Origin of the sequence: Amycolatopsis sp. NBC_01286 (assembly GCF_035982555.1) — a bacterium.
In the GTDB taxonomy this organism is placed as follows: domain Bacteria; phylum Actinomycetota; class Actinomycetes; order Mycobacteriales; family Pseudonocardiaceae; genus Amycolatopsis.
Map to the genome: position 1 here is coordinate 10,023,149 of NZ_CP108428.1, position 16,105 is coordinate 10,039,253.

Below are 16,105 nucleotides of genomic sequence, written 5' to 3' on the forward strand. Positions count from 1 at the left end.
AGCCTGCGCACCCGGAGCCCGCCGCGCAACCCCCAGCGGGTGAAGAGGGGTGCACGCTCAGGCCCGGAGGGCGCCCCGGCGCCGCTGCCAGTCGGTCACCGCGTCCAGACCGGACTCGATCTCCTCCGTGAGCAACGCCGTCAGCTGGGCCGCGACGTCCACACCGAGCAGCTTGCCGGCCCGGCCGTCCGAGATCAGCGCCAGCGCCTCCCACGGCGACGTCGCCAGCTCGTCCACGGTCGTCCCGGCCGCCGGCGGCGTCAGGCCTTCCTCCAGCCCGAACCGCCCGGCCGCCAGCAGGGCCGCGACGACCAGGTGGGGCTGGGCGTCGGCGCCCGGGAACCGGAACTCCAGGCGGCGGTTCGCCGCGGGCCCCGCCACGCGGACCGACGCCGTCCGGTCGTCGTGGCCCCAGCGGATCTCGCGCGGGGAGAACGGCGCCGTCCGCAGCCGGACGTAGCCGTTCCACGTCGGCGCCCACACGGCCGTCAGCGCCCGCGCGTCCCGCAGCACGCCCGCCAGGAACCCGCCCAGCAGATCCGGCCCGGAACCGTCCACGGCGGACAGTGACAGGTGGACGTGCCCCGAGTTGCCCTGCCCCGGCGCGGGCGCCGCGAGGTAGTCGGCGGTGACGCCGTGGCGTGCCGCGACCCGGCGGACGATCAGCTTGTGCAGCAGGACGTCGTCGCAGGCGGCGAGGGCGTCGCGGTGGCGCAGCACGATCTCGTACTGGCCCGGGTGGCACTCCGCGCGCGCCGACTCGACGCCCAGCCCGGCCTCGTCGAGCGCCACCCGCAGGTCGCGCAGCAGCGGCGCCAGGCGCTCGGTGCCGCCGACCGCGTAGTCGACGCCGTGCGCGGTGAGCGGCTCGCCGGCCGCGTCGCGGAACACCACCTCGTGCTCGATGCCCACCGACGGCACCAGCCCGAGCCCTTCGAGGGCTTCGAGCTGCCCCCGCAGCACCTCGCGCGGGGCCAGCTCCGCGACCGGTCCGGCCGGCCACTCGGCGTCGCACACCACCGCCCACGTCCGGTCGCCGAGCGGGATCGCGCTCGCCGCGTCCGGCCGCATCCGCAGGTCGCCGTAGCCCTCCAGGTAGCCATTCAGGTAGCCACCGAGCGCCCCGGACTCCGGCAGCGCCGCGCGCTCGGGCGTCCACGCGAAGACGTAGCTGCAGACGCCGTAGCCGTCGGTGAGGACGTCGGCGGCGAACGGCGCGGCCAGCTCGACGGCGGCGAAGCGGGCGTGCGGGTCGGGCACCAGCAGGAGCAGCCGCGCGCCGTCCCCGGCGAGCACCCCGCGCAGCACGCCTTCCCCGGTCACGGCCGCCGCACGCCGGGCGGCCAGCGACCGCGGGCCGGCCGGGCGCGCGAACGGCGTCACCACGCGCCGCCGGGATCCGCGCTGTGCAGCGGGTTCGGCACCCGGCCGAAGCGGACGTCGAACTCGTCGTCGCGCTCCACCTTGTCGAAGCCCTGCCCGGCGAAGTGCTCGCGGTTGAGCGTGACGCGCTCGACGTCCGGGGCGAACAGCCGGCACGCGTCGAACCGCGCGGCGACGTCCGGGTTCTCGTCGCGGTAGCGGCCGACGATCTCGCGCACCGGCGCCCAGAACCTCGCCCGCGGCAGGTCCAGCTCGTCGAGCAGCACCTCGGCCCAGAACCGGAACTGCCCGGAGAACACCGAGCTGAACAGCGACTGCGCGAGCAGGTGCGCCGGCCAGCGCAGCATGTCGGCGGCCGCCTCGGGCGGGAGGCTTTCGTAGCTTTCGAGCTGTTCGTCGAGCAGGTCGACGCCCTGCGCGAAGTCCTTGATCAGCACCCGCTGCGGCACGCCGGCGGCGTCGACGACGAGGATCAGGTTCTGGCCGTGCGGACAGAAGCCGACGCCGTGGCGCAGCAGCCACTGCAGCAACGGCGTGAGCGTCAGGTCGAACAGCCGCGTCAGCCACGCCGCCGGGTCGCCGTCGCCGATCAGGTGGGCCAGCACCGAGACGCCGTCGGGGCCGCGATAAGGCAGTGCGGCGAACGAGATCGCGCGCTCGCCGGCCGCCAGGTGCGCGGTGAGGGGTTCCCGCCACAACGCACCGAGGGTCTCGTGGAACCGGTACGGCAGCTCCTCCAGGTGCCCGAACAGCGGGTGCTTCACCGACACGCTCGCGACCTCGCCGAGCAGCCCGAACCGGTACTTCTCGGCCAGCAGCGGATCGCCCGCGCTGACCCGGCGCAGCCACGACGTCACCGACGGCCCGGCGAGCGTGGCCGCGGAGTTGAGCCCCCGGTAGACGAGCGTGTTGCGCACCGACACCGCGGTCTTGACGTCGTGCCGGCCCGGCGTGCTCACGTTCGCGAGCGTCCGGACGGTCTGGTGCGCGCGGTAGCCGTCGGCGCTCTCGCCGAGGTCGATCATCACGCCGGTGGCCAGCTCGGCGGCGTAGAGCGTGCCGAGGATTTCGTCGGCCTGCCAGGGATGTACCGGTACCCACACGTAGTCGTCGGGCGCACGGTCGGCGAATTCGGCGCGCAGGTCGCCGAGTTCGGCGGCCAGCAACGCGTCCCGGCTCAGTTCGTCGACACAGCGGAACTCGGCGTGCTCGGGGTGGACGGCGAACCAGCGCAGCCGGACGTCGGCCCCGGCCTCCGGTGCGAACCGCGCGCGGTCGAGCGCCGAGAAGCCGACGCGGCCCTTGTTGAGCACCAGCCGCGGGTGCCCCGTCAGGTGCCCGTCGGCGACGTTGTAGTCCAGTGTGGACAGCTCCGCCGCGGTCGGCGCGCGGCGCAGGCGGGCGGCCTCGTTGGCGACCGTCGCGGTCAGCTCGGCCAGGACGTCGGCCAGCCGCAACCCGCTGAGTCCCACCGTCTTCCGGGCGTCCACGACGAGCGTGCGCGGGTCGGTGGCCGGCTCGCCGGACCGGTGCGCGCTGCCCGCGACCACCGTCCAGGCGTCGAAAGCGCCGCGCCGGGCCCGGAACGTGTAGGTGACGTCGTCCGGCAGCTCGAGCCGGTAGCTGTCGCCGTCGGCCACCGGCTCCAGCATGTGCTCGTACGACAGCTCGCCGAGCATCTTGTGCGTGATCAGGGCACCGGCCGCGCGCCAGGCGGCCGCCTCGTCGATGCTCACTTGTCCTCCAGGCCGAACGTGGTGAAGGCGGTGCGGTCGGGCAGCTCGTGCACGGTCTTGCCGCACACGGCGTTGAGGATCACGGCCGCCCGCCAGGCGCCCAGGCCGAGGTCGGGGGCGCCCGGCCCGTGCGTGTGCCGTTCGGCGTTCTGCACGAACAGCGGCCCCGGCACGTCGAGGGCGACGCGGTGGTCGGCGCCGACCACGAGCCGGCCCCGGTCGTCGCGGTGCACGGCGTCGCCGAGCCCGGCCAGCAGCGGCCCGGTCGGCGTTTCGGTGTAGCCGGTGGCCGCGACGACGGCGGCGGTGCGCACGGTCCCGTTGCGGCCCTGCTGCGCGTGCCGGAGGCCCAAGTCGACTTGTCCATCCACAGTGGACGCCGAGACGACCTCGACGCCCGGGCTCAGCACCGCGGCGGGCCAGCCGCCGCCGATGCTGCGGCGGTAGAGCTCGTCGTGGATCGCCGCGATCGTCTCGGCGTCGATCCCCTTGTACAGCTGCCACTGCGTGGGCAGCAGGCGGTCGCGGACCGCGCTCGGCAGGCCGTGGAAGTAGGCGGTGTAGTCGGGGGTGAACTGCTCCAGTCCCAGTTTCGAGTACTCCATCGGCGCGAACGCCGGGGTGCGGGCAAGCCAGCGGAGGCCGTCCACAGTGGATCGCGCGCGCAGCAGGTCGAGGACGACCTCGGCCCCAGACTGCCCGGACCCGACGACCGTGACGCTCTCGGCGGCGACCAGCGCGGCCCGGTGGGTGAGGTAGTCCGCGGAGTGCAGGGCAAGGGTGTCCGGGTCCGAAACCAGGTCCCGCAACGGTTCCGGTACCGACGGCACCGAGCCGACGCCGAGCACGACGGCGTCGGCCAGCACCGGTTCGGCGCCGCCGACCGTCAGCTCGAACGCCGCTTCCGCCGCGTCCCAGCGGACGCCGGTGACCTCGTGGCCGAACCGGCACGACGGCAGCCGCGCGGCGGCCCAGCGGCCGTAGTCGTCGTATTCGGCGCGCGGCAGGTGGAACCGCTCGGCGAAGTAGAACGGCAGCAGCCGGCCGCGGTCGCGCAGGTAGTTGAGGAACGACAACGGGTTCGTCGGGTCGACCAGCGTCACCAGGTCGGCGAGGAACGGCACCTGCAGGCTCGCGCCCTCGACCAGCAGGCCCGGGTGCCACCGGAACTCCGGGCGGGCGTCGAAGAACACCGCGTCCAGGCCGTCGACCGGGGCGGCGAGCGCCGCGAGCGAGAGGTTGAACGGCCCGATCCCGATGCCCGCCAGGTGGTGGCGCCTCACGAAGCGACCGGGCTTTCCCGGTTCGCGACGAGCTCGGCGCCCGCGGTGGCGGCGATCCGGTCCAGCAGCGGGCGGTAGTCCTCGACGGTGGTGCCGGGGTGCAGCAGCGTCAGCTTGAGCCACAGCTGCGGCGCGCCGCCGGGGCCGGTCGGCAGCGCGGCCCGGCCGATCACCGCGGTGCCCGCCTCCAGCAGCGCGCGGCGCACCCGGGCGATCAGCTCGTCGGCTTCGGCGTCCGCGAGGTTCCCGGCGACGACCGGGCGCAGGACGACGGTGGACAGCTCCGGCGCGCCCCAGAGGCGCAGGCCGGGATGGGCGTCGACGACGGCCGCGACCTCGCCGGCGGTGTCGCAGCAGTGCTCGACGAGCGCGCCGAGGCCGTCGGTACCCAGCGCTCGCACGGTGACGGCCATCCGGAACGCGTCCGGCCGCCGGGACGTCCGGATCGAGCGGCCGAGCAGGTCCGGCAGGCCGGCCTCGGTGTCGTCGTCGGCGTTGAGGTACTCGGCCCGCACGGTCAGCGCGCCGAGGTCGGCGGCCTCGCGGGCGGCGAAGAGCCCGGCCGCGACCGGCTGCCAGCCGAACTTGTGCAGGTCGAGCGCGACGGAGTCGGCCTGCTCCAGCCCGGCGAGCTGCGTCCGGAGCGCGGTGCTGCACAGCGCCATCCCGCCGTACGCGGCGTCGACGTGCAGCCGGGCGCCCGCTTGGCGGCAGATCTCGGCGATCTCGGGCAGCGGGTCGATCGTGCCGGTGTTGGTGGTGCCGGCGGTCGCGACGACGACGGCGGACGCGCCCAGGTCGCGGAGGGTTTCGGCGAGCGCGGCCGGGAGCAGGCGATCGCCCTCGCAGGCGACGACGACCGGCGCGGGCAGGCCGAGCAGCCAGGCCGCGCGGGCAACGCTGTGGTGGGCGTTGACGCCGCAGACGGGCCGGACGTGCGCGTCCCGCTCGCGGGCCAGCAGCAGCCCGAGCAGGTTGGATTCGGTGCCACCGGTGGTCACGACGGCGTCCGGCGCGGCGGCGTCCGGGTAGCAGAGGCGGGCGATGCCGGTGGTGAACTCGCGCTCCAGCTCGCTGGCCACCGGCGCCTGGTCCCAGGAGTCCATCGACGGGTTGAGCGCGCTCGCCACGACGTCGGCGGCGACGGACACCGCGAGCGGCGGGCAGTGCAGGTGGGCCGCGCAGGCCGGGTCGGCGGGATCGGCCGAGCCCGCCGCGAGCAGCCGGCTGAGCTCCTCCAGCGCGGCTTCGGCGCCGACGCCGTGGCGTGGCAGCGCGCCCCCTTCACCGGCGAGCGCCGCGGCCACCGCGGCGGGTCCACCGGCCGGCACCGGCCCGCCGCGTTCGGCCACCCCGGCCGCCATGCCGCGCAGTGCCGCCGGGATCAGCTCCCCGAGCCGGTCCGCGCCGCCTTCGCCCCCGGCCAGCCCGTCTGCCCGCATGTACCCCCGCCTTCCTTAGGGTTGCCTTGCCTACGCTGAGCAACAGTACGGCGACCGAAGGCTGCCTGTCACCCGGCCCCGTTCCAGCATGCGCGACCGAGCGGCGGGAACGCGTCGGCCATCGGGAGTAGGTTCGGCCCCGAAGGTGATCGGCTGTGACGACGGGCTGCGAGCGCGGATCGCCGGGTTAGTCCCGATCGGGCCGGCCGAGGCGCCGGCGGACGCGGTCCCGGGCCTCGATCACTGTCTTCCCGGCCGACGCGGTGTCCGATATCCGGTCGACGTACTCGGCGAGCGTGCTGCCGACCACTTGCGCTTCACGCGGCGACGCCGGGCTGCAGCCGTTGTGCCGCGCTTCCGCCCGGATCTCGTCGGGATCACCCGGCGCCGCGCGCGAGGCGAGGCTTTCGTGCGCGCGGTTGGCTCGCCGCACGAAAGCCTTGCCTCGCGCCGGTTTCTCGCGCGACGACTCGGCGAAGGTCAGCGCGGGGCCAGGGCCCGGACCTGCTCGAACGGGTCGCCGCCCGTCGGCAACAGCGCGATGATCGGCGTGGTCAGGCCGTTGTCCACATAGGACTGGATCTGTTTCCGGCACGAGTCGAGGCTGCCGTGGACGATCAGGTCGTCCACCACCGCGTCCGGGATGACCTGGTTGGCCTTCTGGCGGTCGCCCGCCGCCCAGGCCTCGTGCATCGGGGCCAGCGCCTCGCCGCGGCCGAGCCACTCGTGGAACGCCGCGTACACCGGGACCGTGAGGTAGCTCGAGATCAGCATCCGGCCCAGCCCGCGCGCCGCGGCGGCGTCCTCGGTGGGGCAGACGAAGATCCGGGCCGCCAGCTCGACGTCCGGGCCCACGACCGAGCGGATCTTCGGCACATCCGTCGGCGCCAGCCAGTTCGTGATCGCGCCGTCGGCCTCGCGCGCGGCCAGCTTGAGCATGCCCGGGCGCAACGCGGCCAGCATGATCGACGGCGGCGGGTCGGCCGGGCGCTCCAGGCGGAACTTCGAGACGGCGAACGTCTCGTACTTCTCGCTGACCTTCTCCCCCGTCAGCGCCGAGCGCAGGAACCGCAAGCTGTCCCGCGACCGCGCGAACGGCGCTTCGAACGGCGCCGCGTTCCAGTTCGAGACGATCACCGGCGACGACGCGCCGATGCCGAGCACGAACCGGCCCGGCGCCAGCTCGGCCACCGTCGCCGCCTGCATCGCCAGCAGACCCGGACCACGCGTGTACACCGGCACGATCGCGGTGCCCAGCCGCAGCTGCGGCGCCCACTGCGACGCGAGCACGAGCGGCGTGAACGCGTCCGTGCCCGCCGTCTCGGCCGTCCACGCGTCGGTGTAACCCAGGTCCGGCAGCTGCTCGACCAGCTCGCGGTGCGCCGTCAGCGGCACCCCGGTCAGCGGAATCGTGAGGCCCCAGCGGCTCATGCGATCTCCTTCTCCACGACGGAAAGCTCACGCAGGATCCAGTCCACCTGGGTGCGCATCAGGTTCTCCGCGACCTCTTCGGCCTGCGGCGTCATGTGGGTGGCCCCGGCCAGCGGCAGGAACACGTGCGAGCGGCCCTTCGCCAGCAGCGCCGACGACAGCCGCAGCGAGTGGGCGACGAACACGTTGTCGTCGGCCAGCCCGTGCACGATCAGCAGCGCGCGGCTCAGCTCGCCGGCGCTCTCGATCAGCGAGTTGTGCGCGTAGCTCGCCACCTCGTCCTGCGGCTTCCCGAGGTAGCGCTCGGTGTAGTGCGTGTCGTACAACGACCAGTCCGTGACGGGCGCGCCCGCGACCGCCGCGTGGAAGACGTCCGGGCGGCGCAGCACGGCCAGCGCGGACAGGTACCCGCCGTAGGACCAGCCGCGGATGGCGACGCGCTCGACGTCCAGCTCGGGGAACCGCGCGGCCGCGGCCTGCAGCGCGTCGACCTGGTCCTGCAGGGTGACGTCGGCGAGGCGGCCGTGGATCTCGCGCTCCCACACCGCGCCGCGCCCGGGCGTGCCGCGGCCGTCGGCGACGAGCACCGCGAACCCCTGGTCAGCCAGCCACTGCGACGTCAGGAACGCGTTGCGGCTCTGCAGCACGCGCTGGGCGTGCGGGCCGCCGTACGGGTCGAGCAGCACCGGCAGCTTGCCCTCGCTGGGCTCGTAGCCGCGCGGCAGCAGCAACGCGGCGCGCAGGCCGCGCTCCCCCAGCGTCAGCCAGGTCAGGTTCGGCACGATGTCGGGGTCCACAGTGGACGACGCGATCGCCACGGCCTCGGCGCCGTCGCGCAGCACCGAGACGCGCGGGCCGCTGTGCTCCAGGCTCCACGACGACAGCACGGTCACCGCGACGGACCCGGCGCCGTGGTGTACGCCGTCCACAGTGGACACCCGGTGGATCGAACCGCCTTCGGTGCGGTAGACGTGGATCTGCGTCGAGTCCTCGTCGGACGCGCTGAAGAGCAGCTCGTCGCCGACGTCGAGGACCGCGCGCAGCTGCAGCCCGGCCGGGGTGACGGCGTCTTCGCCGACGTAGAGCCGGTGGTCGCCGTCGACCATCCGCTCGGTGACCAGGCGCCCGTCCGGCGTCCACGCCGGGACGCCGCCGACGATGTCGATCCAGTGCTGGTCGGTGGCGGTGTGCACGACCGACGTCGAGCCGTCGGTGACGTCGAGGGCGAGCACGTCCAGCCGCGTCTGGTCGCGCGGCTCGACGGCCAGCAGCGGCGCGCCACCCGCCGACCAGTGCACCGAGGCGAGGTACTCCCACTCCCCCGGCGCGACGTCGACGCGCGAGCCGTCCAGGCCGAGGACGGCCAGCGTGACCAGGGCGTTCGTGGTGCCCGCGGCCGGGTAGGCGACGACGTTGGCCGGGTTCTGCGGGTTGGCCGGGTCGGCGATGGTCCAGCGCGGCACCGGGCCGCGGTCGGCGCGCTCGGCCAGCAGCGCGGCGCCGTCCGGGGCCCACCAGTAGCCGCGGGTGCGGTCCATCTCCTCGGCGGCGATGAACTCGGCGAGCCCCCAGGAGACGTCTTCGTCGTCCTCGCCGGCCAGCACCCGGTCGTCGCCGGTGGCCAGCTCCACGACGTGCAGCCGGCGGTCCTGCACGTACGCGACGTGCGTGCCGGTGGGGCTCGGCCGCGGGTCGATGATCGCGCCGTCGACTCGCAGCGTCACCTCGCCGGACGCGAGATCCAGGGTGTAGAGCTTGCCCGAGAGCGTGAAGGCCGCGACCGTGAAGCCCGCGTCGACGCCGTAGTGCACGACCCCGCCGCCGGTCTCGCGGGCCCGTTCGCGCCGCGCCCGCTCCTCGGCCGGCAGCTCCTCCTCGCCGGGCAGCAGCTCGGCGGCGTCGACGACCTTCGTCTCGGCGCCGGTCGCGAGGTCGGCCGACCAGAGGCTGTGCCGCGGGTCGGTACCCGACTCCGCCCGCAGGAACAGCACGCGCGAACCGTCCGGGGCGACCCGGAACGCCTTCGGCGCGCCGAGGGTGAAGCGCTGGGTACGGGCCTGTTTGCGGAGGAACGGGAGATCGTCGACATCGGTCACGCCCGCACTCTTCCAGACGCTCAGGCCGGTACGCCAACACCCTTCAGCTTCGCCAGCTCGGCGTCGACGTCGTAGTCCGGCTGCGGGAACTTCGGGTCCAGCTCGGTGAGGGTCTCGATGAGCAGCTCCGCGACGGCCCAGTTCCGGTACCACTTGTGGTCGGCCGGCACGACGTGCCACGGGGCGTAGTCCGTCGACGTCTTCTTGAAGATGTCGGCGTAGGCCTTCTGGTAGGCGGGCCAGTGCGACCGCGCCTCGAGGTCGCCCGGGTTGTACTTCCAGTGCTTCTCGGGCGTCTCCAGCCGGGCCTTCAGCCGCTTGAGCTGCTCCTCGGGCGAGATGTGCAGGAAGACCTTGACGACGGTGGTGCCGCCGTCGGTCAGCTCCTTCTCGAACGCGTTGATCTCGCTGTAGCGGCGGCGCCGCTCCTCCGCGCTGAGCAGCCCGGACACCCGCGGGACCAGGATGTCCTCGTAGTGCGAGCGGTCGAACACGCCGATCTGGCCGGGCACCGGCAGCTGCTTGCGGATCCGCCAGAGGTAGTGGTGGCGCCGCTCGGCCGCCGTCGGCGCCTTGAACCCCGAGTAGTGCACGCCCATCGGGTTGACCAGGCCGAGCACGTGCGAGACCGTGCCGCCCTTGCCCGAGGTGTCCATGCCCTGCAGCACCAGCAGGACGTTGCGTTCGCCGCCGCCGACGCCCTCGGCGTAGAGCGCCTCCTGCAGCGCGGACAGCCGCTCGCTCGCGGTGCCGAGCTTGGCGAGGGCCTTCGGCTTCTTGCCGGGCCCGACCGGCGCCGAGCCCGGGTCCGGCAGCTCCCCGGTGATCCGCAGCGCGTCCCGGACCCGGCTTCCCTCGTCGTTCTTCTTGCCCATCCCGCGAGGTTAACGACTCGGGCGGCGGCTTTCCTGTCGACGCACCCGGCCGGGTGGCGGCGCAGCGATTCGGGGGTCCGATCCGCGGATTGCGCAACGAACAACGGGTGAAAGCAACGATTCCCGGCTGAACTCTGCGTCTGCGGTCTCTAACCTGAACGCATGACGACGTTCGCCGGCCGGGAAACCGCCGCCCCCACCGCCGCGAGCTTCATCGCGCTCGACGAGCAATGGAGCACGCACAACTACCACCCGCTGCCCGTCGTGATCGCCGAAGCCTCCGGGGCGACGGTCACCGACGTCGAAGGCCGGTCCTACCTGGACTTCCTCTCCGGCTATTCGGCGCTGAACTTCGGCCACCGCCACCCGGACCTGATCGGCGCCGCCGTCGAGCAGCTCGGCCGCGTCACGCTCACGTCGCGGGCCTTCCACCACGACCAGCTCGGCCTGTTCTGCCGCGAGCTGGCCGAGCTGACCGGCACCGAGATGGTGCTGCCGATGAACTCGGGCGCCGAGGCCGTCGAGTCCGCGGTCAAGCTCGCCCGCAAGTGGGCGCACACGGTCAAGGGCGTGCCGGACGGCACCGCCGAGATCATCGTCGCCGACTCGAACTTCCACGGCCGGACCACCACGATCGTGTCGTTCTCGACCGACGAGACCGCGCGTGCCGACTTCGGCCCGTTCACCCCGGGCTTCGTCACGGTGAAGTACGGCGACGCCGCCGCCCTGCGCGACGCGATCACCCCGCGCACGGCCGCCGTCCTCCTCGAGCCGGTCCAGGGCGAGGCCGGCGTCATCGTGCCGCCGTCGGGCTACTTCGCCGACGTCCGCGCGGCCTGCGACGACCACAACGTGCTGCTGATCGCCGACGAGATCCAGTCCGGCCTGGCCCGCACCGGCACGGTGCTGGCGCTGGACCACGAGGGTGTCCGCGCCGACGTCTACACGCTGGGCAAGGCCCTCGGCGGCGGCATCCTGCCGGTGTCCGCGGTGGTCGGCAGCCGCGACGTGCTGGGCGTGCTGAAGCCGGGCGAGCACGGCTCGACGTTCGGCGGCAACCCGCTGGCCTGCGCGATCGGCCGCGCGGTGGTCAAGCTGCTGCGGACCGGCGAGTTCCAGCAGCGCTCCACCGAACTGGGCGCCCACCTGCACGCGCGCCTGACCGAGCTGGTCGGGAGCGGGCTGTCCGAGGTCCGCGGCCGCGGTCTGTGGGCGGGCATCGACATCGCCCCCGGCGGCCCCGAGGGCCGTGCGGCGTCGGAGGCCCTGGCCGCGCGCGGCGTGCTGTGCAAGGAGACGCACGACCGCACGCTGCGCGTCGCCCCGCCGCTGGTGATCACCCGTGAGGAGCTGGACCGCGGCATCGACGCCATCGCCGAGGTCATCCGCCCCTGAACCCCGGTTGTCCGTGAATGCCACATCGAGGGACGTAGTGTCCCTCGATGTGGCATTCACGGCGTTCGGGAGCGAACCGGGCGGATCGGGCGTTGGGCAGGTATGGGATCAGGGGAATGGGTGGAGCGGCCGCTGGCCGGTGCGGACAGCGTCACGCCGGCCGAGCTGTACGAGCAGGGGAAGCGGCTGCGGGACAAGACGCCGGTCACCGCGCACGACCACGAGGCCGCCGCGACGGACCGGCCGACGCCCGCGCAGTACTTCGAGGCCAGTGGTAAAGGACGGCTGCCCGAGCTGGTCGAACTCCGCCGTGAGCGGATGCTCGCGTCACCGTTCACCTTCTTCCGCGGTGCCGCCGGGTTGATGGGCGCCGACCTCGCGCGCACGCCCGTCTCCGGCCTCGACGCCCAGCTCTGCGGTGACGCGCACGCGGCGAACTTCGGGCTCTACGGCACGCCCGAGGGCAGGATCGTGATGGACATCAACGACTTCGACGAGACCGTCCCCGGCCCGTGGGAGTGGGACCTCAAACGGCTCGCCGCGAGCCTCGTGCTCGCCGGCCGCGAGGGCGGCATCGGCGAGTCCGGCTGCCGCGAAGCCGCCGAGGACGCGGCGAAGTCGTACCGGCGGACCATCCGCGCGCTCGCCGAACTGCCGTTCCTGCGCAGCTGGAACGCGCTGCCGGACTCGTCGGTGCTGTCGAAGGCCCGCGCGGACGAGCTGATCGACGACTTCGCCGATGCCGCAGAGAAGGCCCGCAAGAACGACAGCGCCAAGGTCGCCGCGAAGTGGACCGAGCGCGTCGACGACCACCGGACGGGCCTGGCGCGCCACCGGTTCGTCGAGGACCCGCCGGTGCTGACGCACGTCGACGAGCAGACCGCGGAGGCCGTCGCCGCCGGGCTGGCGTCCTATGTGGACACCCTGCGCGAGTCGCGGCGGACGCTGATCTCGCGCTACCGCCTCGCCGACGTCGCCTTCCGCGTCGTCGGCACCGGCAGCGTCGGGCTCCGCAGCTACGTCGCGCTGCTGCACGGCAACGACGACGAAGACCTTGTCCTGCAGGTGAAACAGGCGGCGTCACCGGCGCTCGGGCCGTACCTGGACCTGCCCGCGGCCGAGCACGAAGGCCGCCGGATCGTCGACGGCGCCCGGCTCGTGCAGGCCGAGACCGACATCCTGCTCGGCTGGACCACGATCGGCGGCGTCCCGTACATCGTCCGCCAGTTCCGGAACCTCAAGGGCGACATCGACCCGGCGGAGCTGGAGAAGGACCACCTCGACGACTACGGCAGGCTCGCCGGGGCGCTGCTCGCCCGCGCCCACACGCGGTCGCTGCACCCGCAGCTGCTGTCCGGCTACTTCGCCGACGACTCCGAGCTGGACGAGGCGATCGGCGCGTACGCCGTGCGCTACGCCGACCGGACGGAGGCCGACCACGCCGCCTTCTCGGGGACCTGACTGGACAGGAAGCCGGTCAACGCTGGAGAACGAATTCCCCGCCGTGCTAGATCTTCGTGAACGGGTGACGGCGAGGGAGGCGGCGTGGCGGATCTCAAACGGCGGTCGGTGCTCACGGGAGCGGTCGCGACGGCGTTGGCGGCCACCGCCGCGCCCGCACTGGCCGCCCCCAGGCGGCGGCCGTTCCGGCTGGGCGTCAACTACACACCCTCGACGCGCTGGTTCCACATGTGGGAGGACTGGCGCGAAGCCGACCTGCGCCGCGACCTCGACGACATCGCCGCGCTCGGGCTCGACCACATCCGGATGATGCTGCTGTGGTCGGCGTTCCAGCCCGAGCCGCACCTGGTCAGCGGCGAGAAGCTCGACCGGCTGCACCGGTTCCTCGACCTCGCGGGCGCGGCCGGCCTCGACGTCGAGGTGACGGTCTTCAACGGCCACATCTCGGCCCGCTACTGGACGCCGCACTGGCTGCAGACCACGCCGGAGCCGGTGAACTGGTTCACCGACCCGGCGGCCCTCGACGCCCAGCGCGCGCTGCTCACGGCGCTGGCCGCGCGGATCGGGAAGCACCCGCGGTTCCTCGGGTTCGACCTGTCGAACGAGCCGTACTACTACTGGGACTCCTTCGCCGGCCTGGCGGTGACGCCGCAGCAGGCCGACGCGTGGGCGCACACCCTGTGCGAGACGGCGGAGAGCGTCGCGCCGGGAAAGGCGCACACGGTCGGCTGCGACCGCGCGCCATGGGACAACGGCCGCTACTTCACCCGCGCCGGCCTGGCCGACGCCGGGAACATCGTGGCGATCCACCCGTGGACGTCGTTCTTCGGCACGCTCAAGACGACCCCGCTCGGCGCGTTCGAGACGCACAACGCGGAGCGCCTGATCCAGGTGGCCCAGGCGTACGCGACGGATCCGGCGAGGCCGTGCTGGATCCAGGAGGACGGCGCGGCGCCGTCGATCCACTTCAGCGACGCGACCCGCCCGCAGTACGCCGAGTGGCTGTCCCGTTCGATCCGCAACGCGGCGTCGTGCGCGCACACGCTGGGCTTCACGTGGTGGTGCTCGCACGACGTCGACCCGGCGCTGGTCCCGAACCTGAACCCGCTGGAGTACGACCTGGGGCTGTACACGAACGACCGCCGTCTCAAGCCCGCGGGCCGCGCGTTGCAGGCGCTGGTGGCGGAGTTCGACCGCACCCCGCCGAAACCGGCGCCGCGAACGACGGCGATCGTCATCCCGGACGCGGACCCGACCCGGGGCTCGGACCGCTTCTTCGCACTGGCCGACGCCGGGACGCGGGCGGCGTTCGTGCTGCAGAGCCGAGCCGGCGACGCGGGCTACCTGGCGCAGCGGGGCATCACGGCGCTGGTACAGCCCTGACCAGGTCGGAGACGTCCGCCGCGCAGCCCCCGGACCGGGCGACTACTACCCTCGCGGGGGTGAGGACGATCTGGGTGCTCGCCGCCGGGTGCGGTCTGCTGGCCCTGCTGCTGGGGCTTCCGTTCGCCGGCGGTGACACGCCCAGTGCGCTCGACTCGGCCGCCGCGGGCGCCGTCGCGCACCTGGGGCCGGTGGCGGCGCGGATCCTGGTGCTGCCGACCGAGCCGTACGTCGTGTTCGCGCTGGCCGCCGTCGCCGTGTTCCTGTGCCTGCGCGCCGGGCGGCGGTGGGAAGCCGCGCTCGCGCTGGGCGGGCCGCTGCTGGCGATCCTGCTCAACACCTGGCTGCTCAAGCCGCTGTACGACCGGTGGAAGAACGGCACACTCGTCTACCCGAGCGGCCACACCGTCAGCCTGGTCGCGGTGCTGACCGTGCTGGTGCTGCTCACGCGCAAGACCTACGTCGTCGTGCTGAGCGCCGTGGCCCTGCTCGCGGCCACCGCCGGGCTGATCGGCATGGGCTACCACTACCTCACGGACGTCGTCGGCGGCACGCTGTTCGCGGTCGCCGTCGTGCTCGTCACGTGGTCTGTGCCGCGTCGCGTGCCAGCGCCGTCAACCGGCTGATCGCGCGCAGGTACTTCTTGCGGTAGCCGCCCTCGATCATCTCGTCGGTGAACAGCGCCGGCAGCGGGTCACCCGAGACGACGACCGGGATCGCGCGGTCGTAGAGGCGGTCGGCCAGCGCCACCAGCCGCAGCGCGACGTTCTGGTCCGGCGCCGGGTGGATGCCGCGCAGGTGCACGCGGGTGACGCCGTCCAGCAGCCGCCCGTAGCGCGACGGGTGCAGCTCGCCCAGGTGGGCGCACAGCGCGTCGAAGTCGTCCACAGTGGACCCGTCGTGGGCCGCGACGGACGCCTCCAGCTCGTCGGCGGAGACCGGCGGCGGCGCGTCCGGCAGGCCGCGGTGCCGGTAGTCGGGGCCGTCGACGCGCACGACGCCGAACCGGGCCGACAGCGACTGGATCTCACGCAGGAAGTCCTCGGCGGCGAAGCGCCCCTCGCCGAGCTTCTCCGGCAGCGTGTTCGACGTCGCCGCGATGTACACCCCGGCGTCCATGAGCTCCTGCAGCAGCCGCGTGACCAGCGTGGTGTCGCCCGGGTCGTCCAGCTCGAACTCGTCGATGGCCAGGATCCGGTGCTCCGACAGCCGCCGCACGGCCTCGGGGAAGCCCAGCGCGCCGACCAGGTGGGTCAGCTCCACGAACGTGCCGTACGCCTTCGGGGACGGCGCCGCGTGCCACGCCGAAGCCAGCAGGTGGGTCTTGCCGACGCCGAAGCCGCCGTCGAGGTAGAGCCCCATCGGGCCGGACGGCGCCGAGGAGGAGCCCCCGAAGAGCCGGAACTTCTTCTTCTCCGGTCGCGCGCCGATGCGGCCGGCGAACGCCGCGCAGGCCTCGACCGCGGCGGCCTGGCTGGGCTCGTCCGGGTTCGGGATGTAGGTGTCGAACCGCACCGCGTCGAAACGCGGCGGCGGCACCAGCGCCGTGATCAGCTCGTCGGCGCCGAGCACGGGACGGCGGTCGGTCAGGTGCGCGGGCATGGTCGCAGAGCCTATCCG

The 16,105-nt window shown here is 73.5% G+C and carries 13 protein-coding genes; 4 read left to right on the forward strand and 9 right to left on the reverse strand.

Translation table 11 applies throughout. The annotated features are described in order from the left end of the window. Positions 1-57: 57 nt before the first annotated feature. The 8 genes from OG570_RS45130 to OG570_RS45165 all read right to left on the reverse strand — a co-directional run bounded on the left by OG570_RS45130 (position 58) and on the right by OG570_RS45165 (position 10,246). A complete protein-coding gene (locus OG570_RS45130; protein WP_326960337.1) occupies positions 58-1,383 on the reverse strand; it encodes a glutamine synthetase in 1,326 nt (441 codons plus the stop codon). Beyond that, positions 1,380-3,119 (reverse strand): IucA/IucC family protein, encoded by a 1,740-nt coding sequence (locus OG570_RS45135; RefSeq protein ID WP_326954753.1) that lies wholly within the window; start codon positions 3,117-3,119, stop codon positions 1,380-1,382. The genes OG570_RS45130 and OG570_RS45135 overlap by 4 nt, the downstream gene beginning before the upstream one ends. After that, a complete protein-coding gene (locus OG570_RS45140) occupies positions 3,116-4,402 on the reverse strand; it encodes a lysine N(6)-hydroxylase/L-ornithine N(5)-oxygenase family protein (RefSeq protein ID WP_326954754.1) in 1,287 nt (428 codons plus the stop codon). The genes OG570_RS45135 and OG570_RS45140 overlap by 4 nt, the downstream gene beginning before the upstream one ends. Further along, a complete protein-coding gene (locus OG570_RS45145) occupies positions 4,399-5,844 on the reverse strand; it encodes a pyridoxal phosphate-dependent decarboxylase family protein (RefSeq protein ID WP_326954755.1) in 1,446 nt (481 codons plus the stop codon). Before OG570_RS45145 ends, OG570_RS45140 begins: the two co-directional genes overlap by 4 nt. Before the next feature lie 187 nt (positions 5,845-6,031). Then, positions 6,032-6,277 carry a hypothetical protein gene (locus OG570_RS45150; protein ID WP_326954756.1) on the reverse strand — a complete coding sequence of 82 codons (246 nt, stop codon included), beginning with the start codon at positions 6,275-6,277 and terminating at the stop codon, positions 6,032-6,034. 47 nt (positions 6,278-6,324) lie between these two features. Then, on the reverse strand, positions 6,325-7,275 hold the full coding sequence (locus tag OG570_RS45155) for an LLM class F420-dependent oxidoreductase (RefSeq protein ID WP_326954757.1): 951 nt from the start codon (positions 7,273-7,275) through the stop codon (positions 6,325-6,327). Next, positions 7,272-9,371: a S9 family peptidase gene (locus tag OG570_RS45160; RefSeq protein ID WP_326954758.1), complete on the reverse strand. Its 2,100-nt coding sequence runs from the start codon at positions 9,369-9,371 to the stop codon at positions 7,272-7,274. Before OG570_RS45160 ends, OG570_RS45155 begins: the two co-directional genes overlap by 4 nt. A gap of 20 nt (positions 9,372-9,391) precedes the next feature. Further along, entirely contained in the window at positions 9,392-10,246 is an 855-nt protein-coding gene (locus OG570_RS45165) for a PPK2 family polyphosphate kinase (RefSeq protein WP_326954759.1), read from the reverse strand. Between the two features lie 162 nt (positions 10,247-10,408). On the opposite strand from OG570_RS45165, the gene rocD reads away from it, so the two are divergent. The 4 genes from rocD (at position 10,409) to OG570_RS45185 (ending at position 15,111) form a co-directional block, all read left to right on the forward strand. Next, positions 10,409-11,641 (forward strand): ornithine--oxo-acid transaminase, encoded by a 1,233-nt coding sequence (gene rocD, locus OG570_RS45170; RefSeq protein WP_326954760.1) that lies wholly within the window; start codon positions 10,409-10,411, stop codon positions 11,639-11,641. Positions 11,642-11,743: 102 nt separating this feature from the next. Beyond that, positions 11,744-13,102 (forward strand): DUF2252 domain-containing protein, encoded by a 1,359-nt coding sequence (locus OG570_RS45175; RefSeq protein ID WP_326954761.1) that lies wholly within the window; start codon positions 11,744-11,746, stop codon positions 13,100-13,102. Between the two features lie 84 nt (positions 13,103-13,186). Beyond that, positions 13,187-14,485 carry a glycoside hydrolase 5 family protein gene (locus OG570_RS45180; protein ID WP_326954762.1) on the forward strand — a complete coding sequence of 433 codons (1,299 nt, stop codon included), beginning with the start codon at positions 13,187-13,189 and terminating at the stop codon, positions 14,483-14,485. Between the two features lie 74 nt (positions 14,486-14,559). Continuing rightward, positions 14,560-15,111: a phosphatase PAP2 family protein gene (locus tag OG570_RS45185; protein ID WP_326951477.1), complete on the forward strand. Its 552-nt coding sequence runs from the start codon at positions 14,560-14,562 to the stop codon at positions 15,109-15,111. Here the strand turns inward: OG570_RS45185 and zapE are convergent. After that, complete coding sequence (gene zapE / locus OG570_RS45190) at positions 15,065-16,087, reverse strand: cell division protein ZapE (RefSeq protein ID WP_326954763.1); 1,023 nt, start codon at positions 16,085-16,087, stop codon at positions 15,065-15,067. The genes OG570_RS45185 and zapE overlap by 47 nt on opposite strands. Positions 16,088-16,105: the final 18 nt, after the last annotated feature.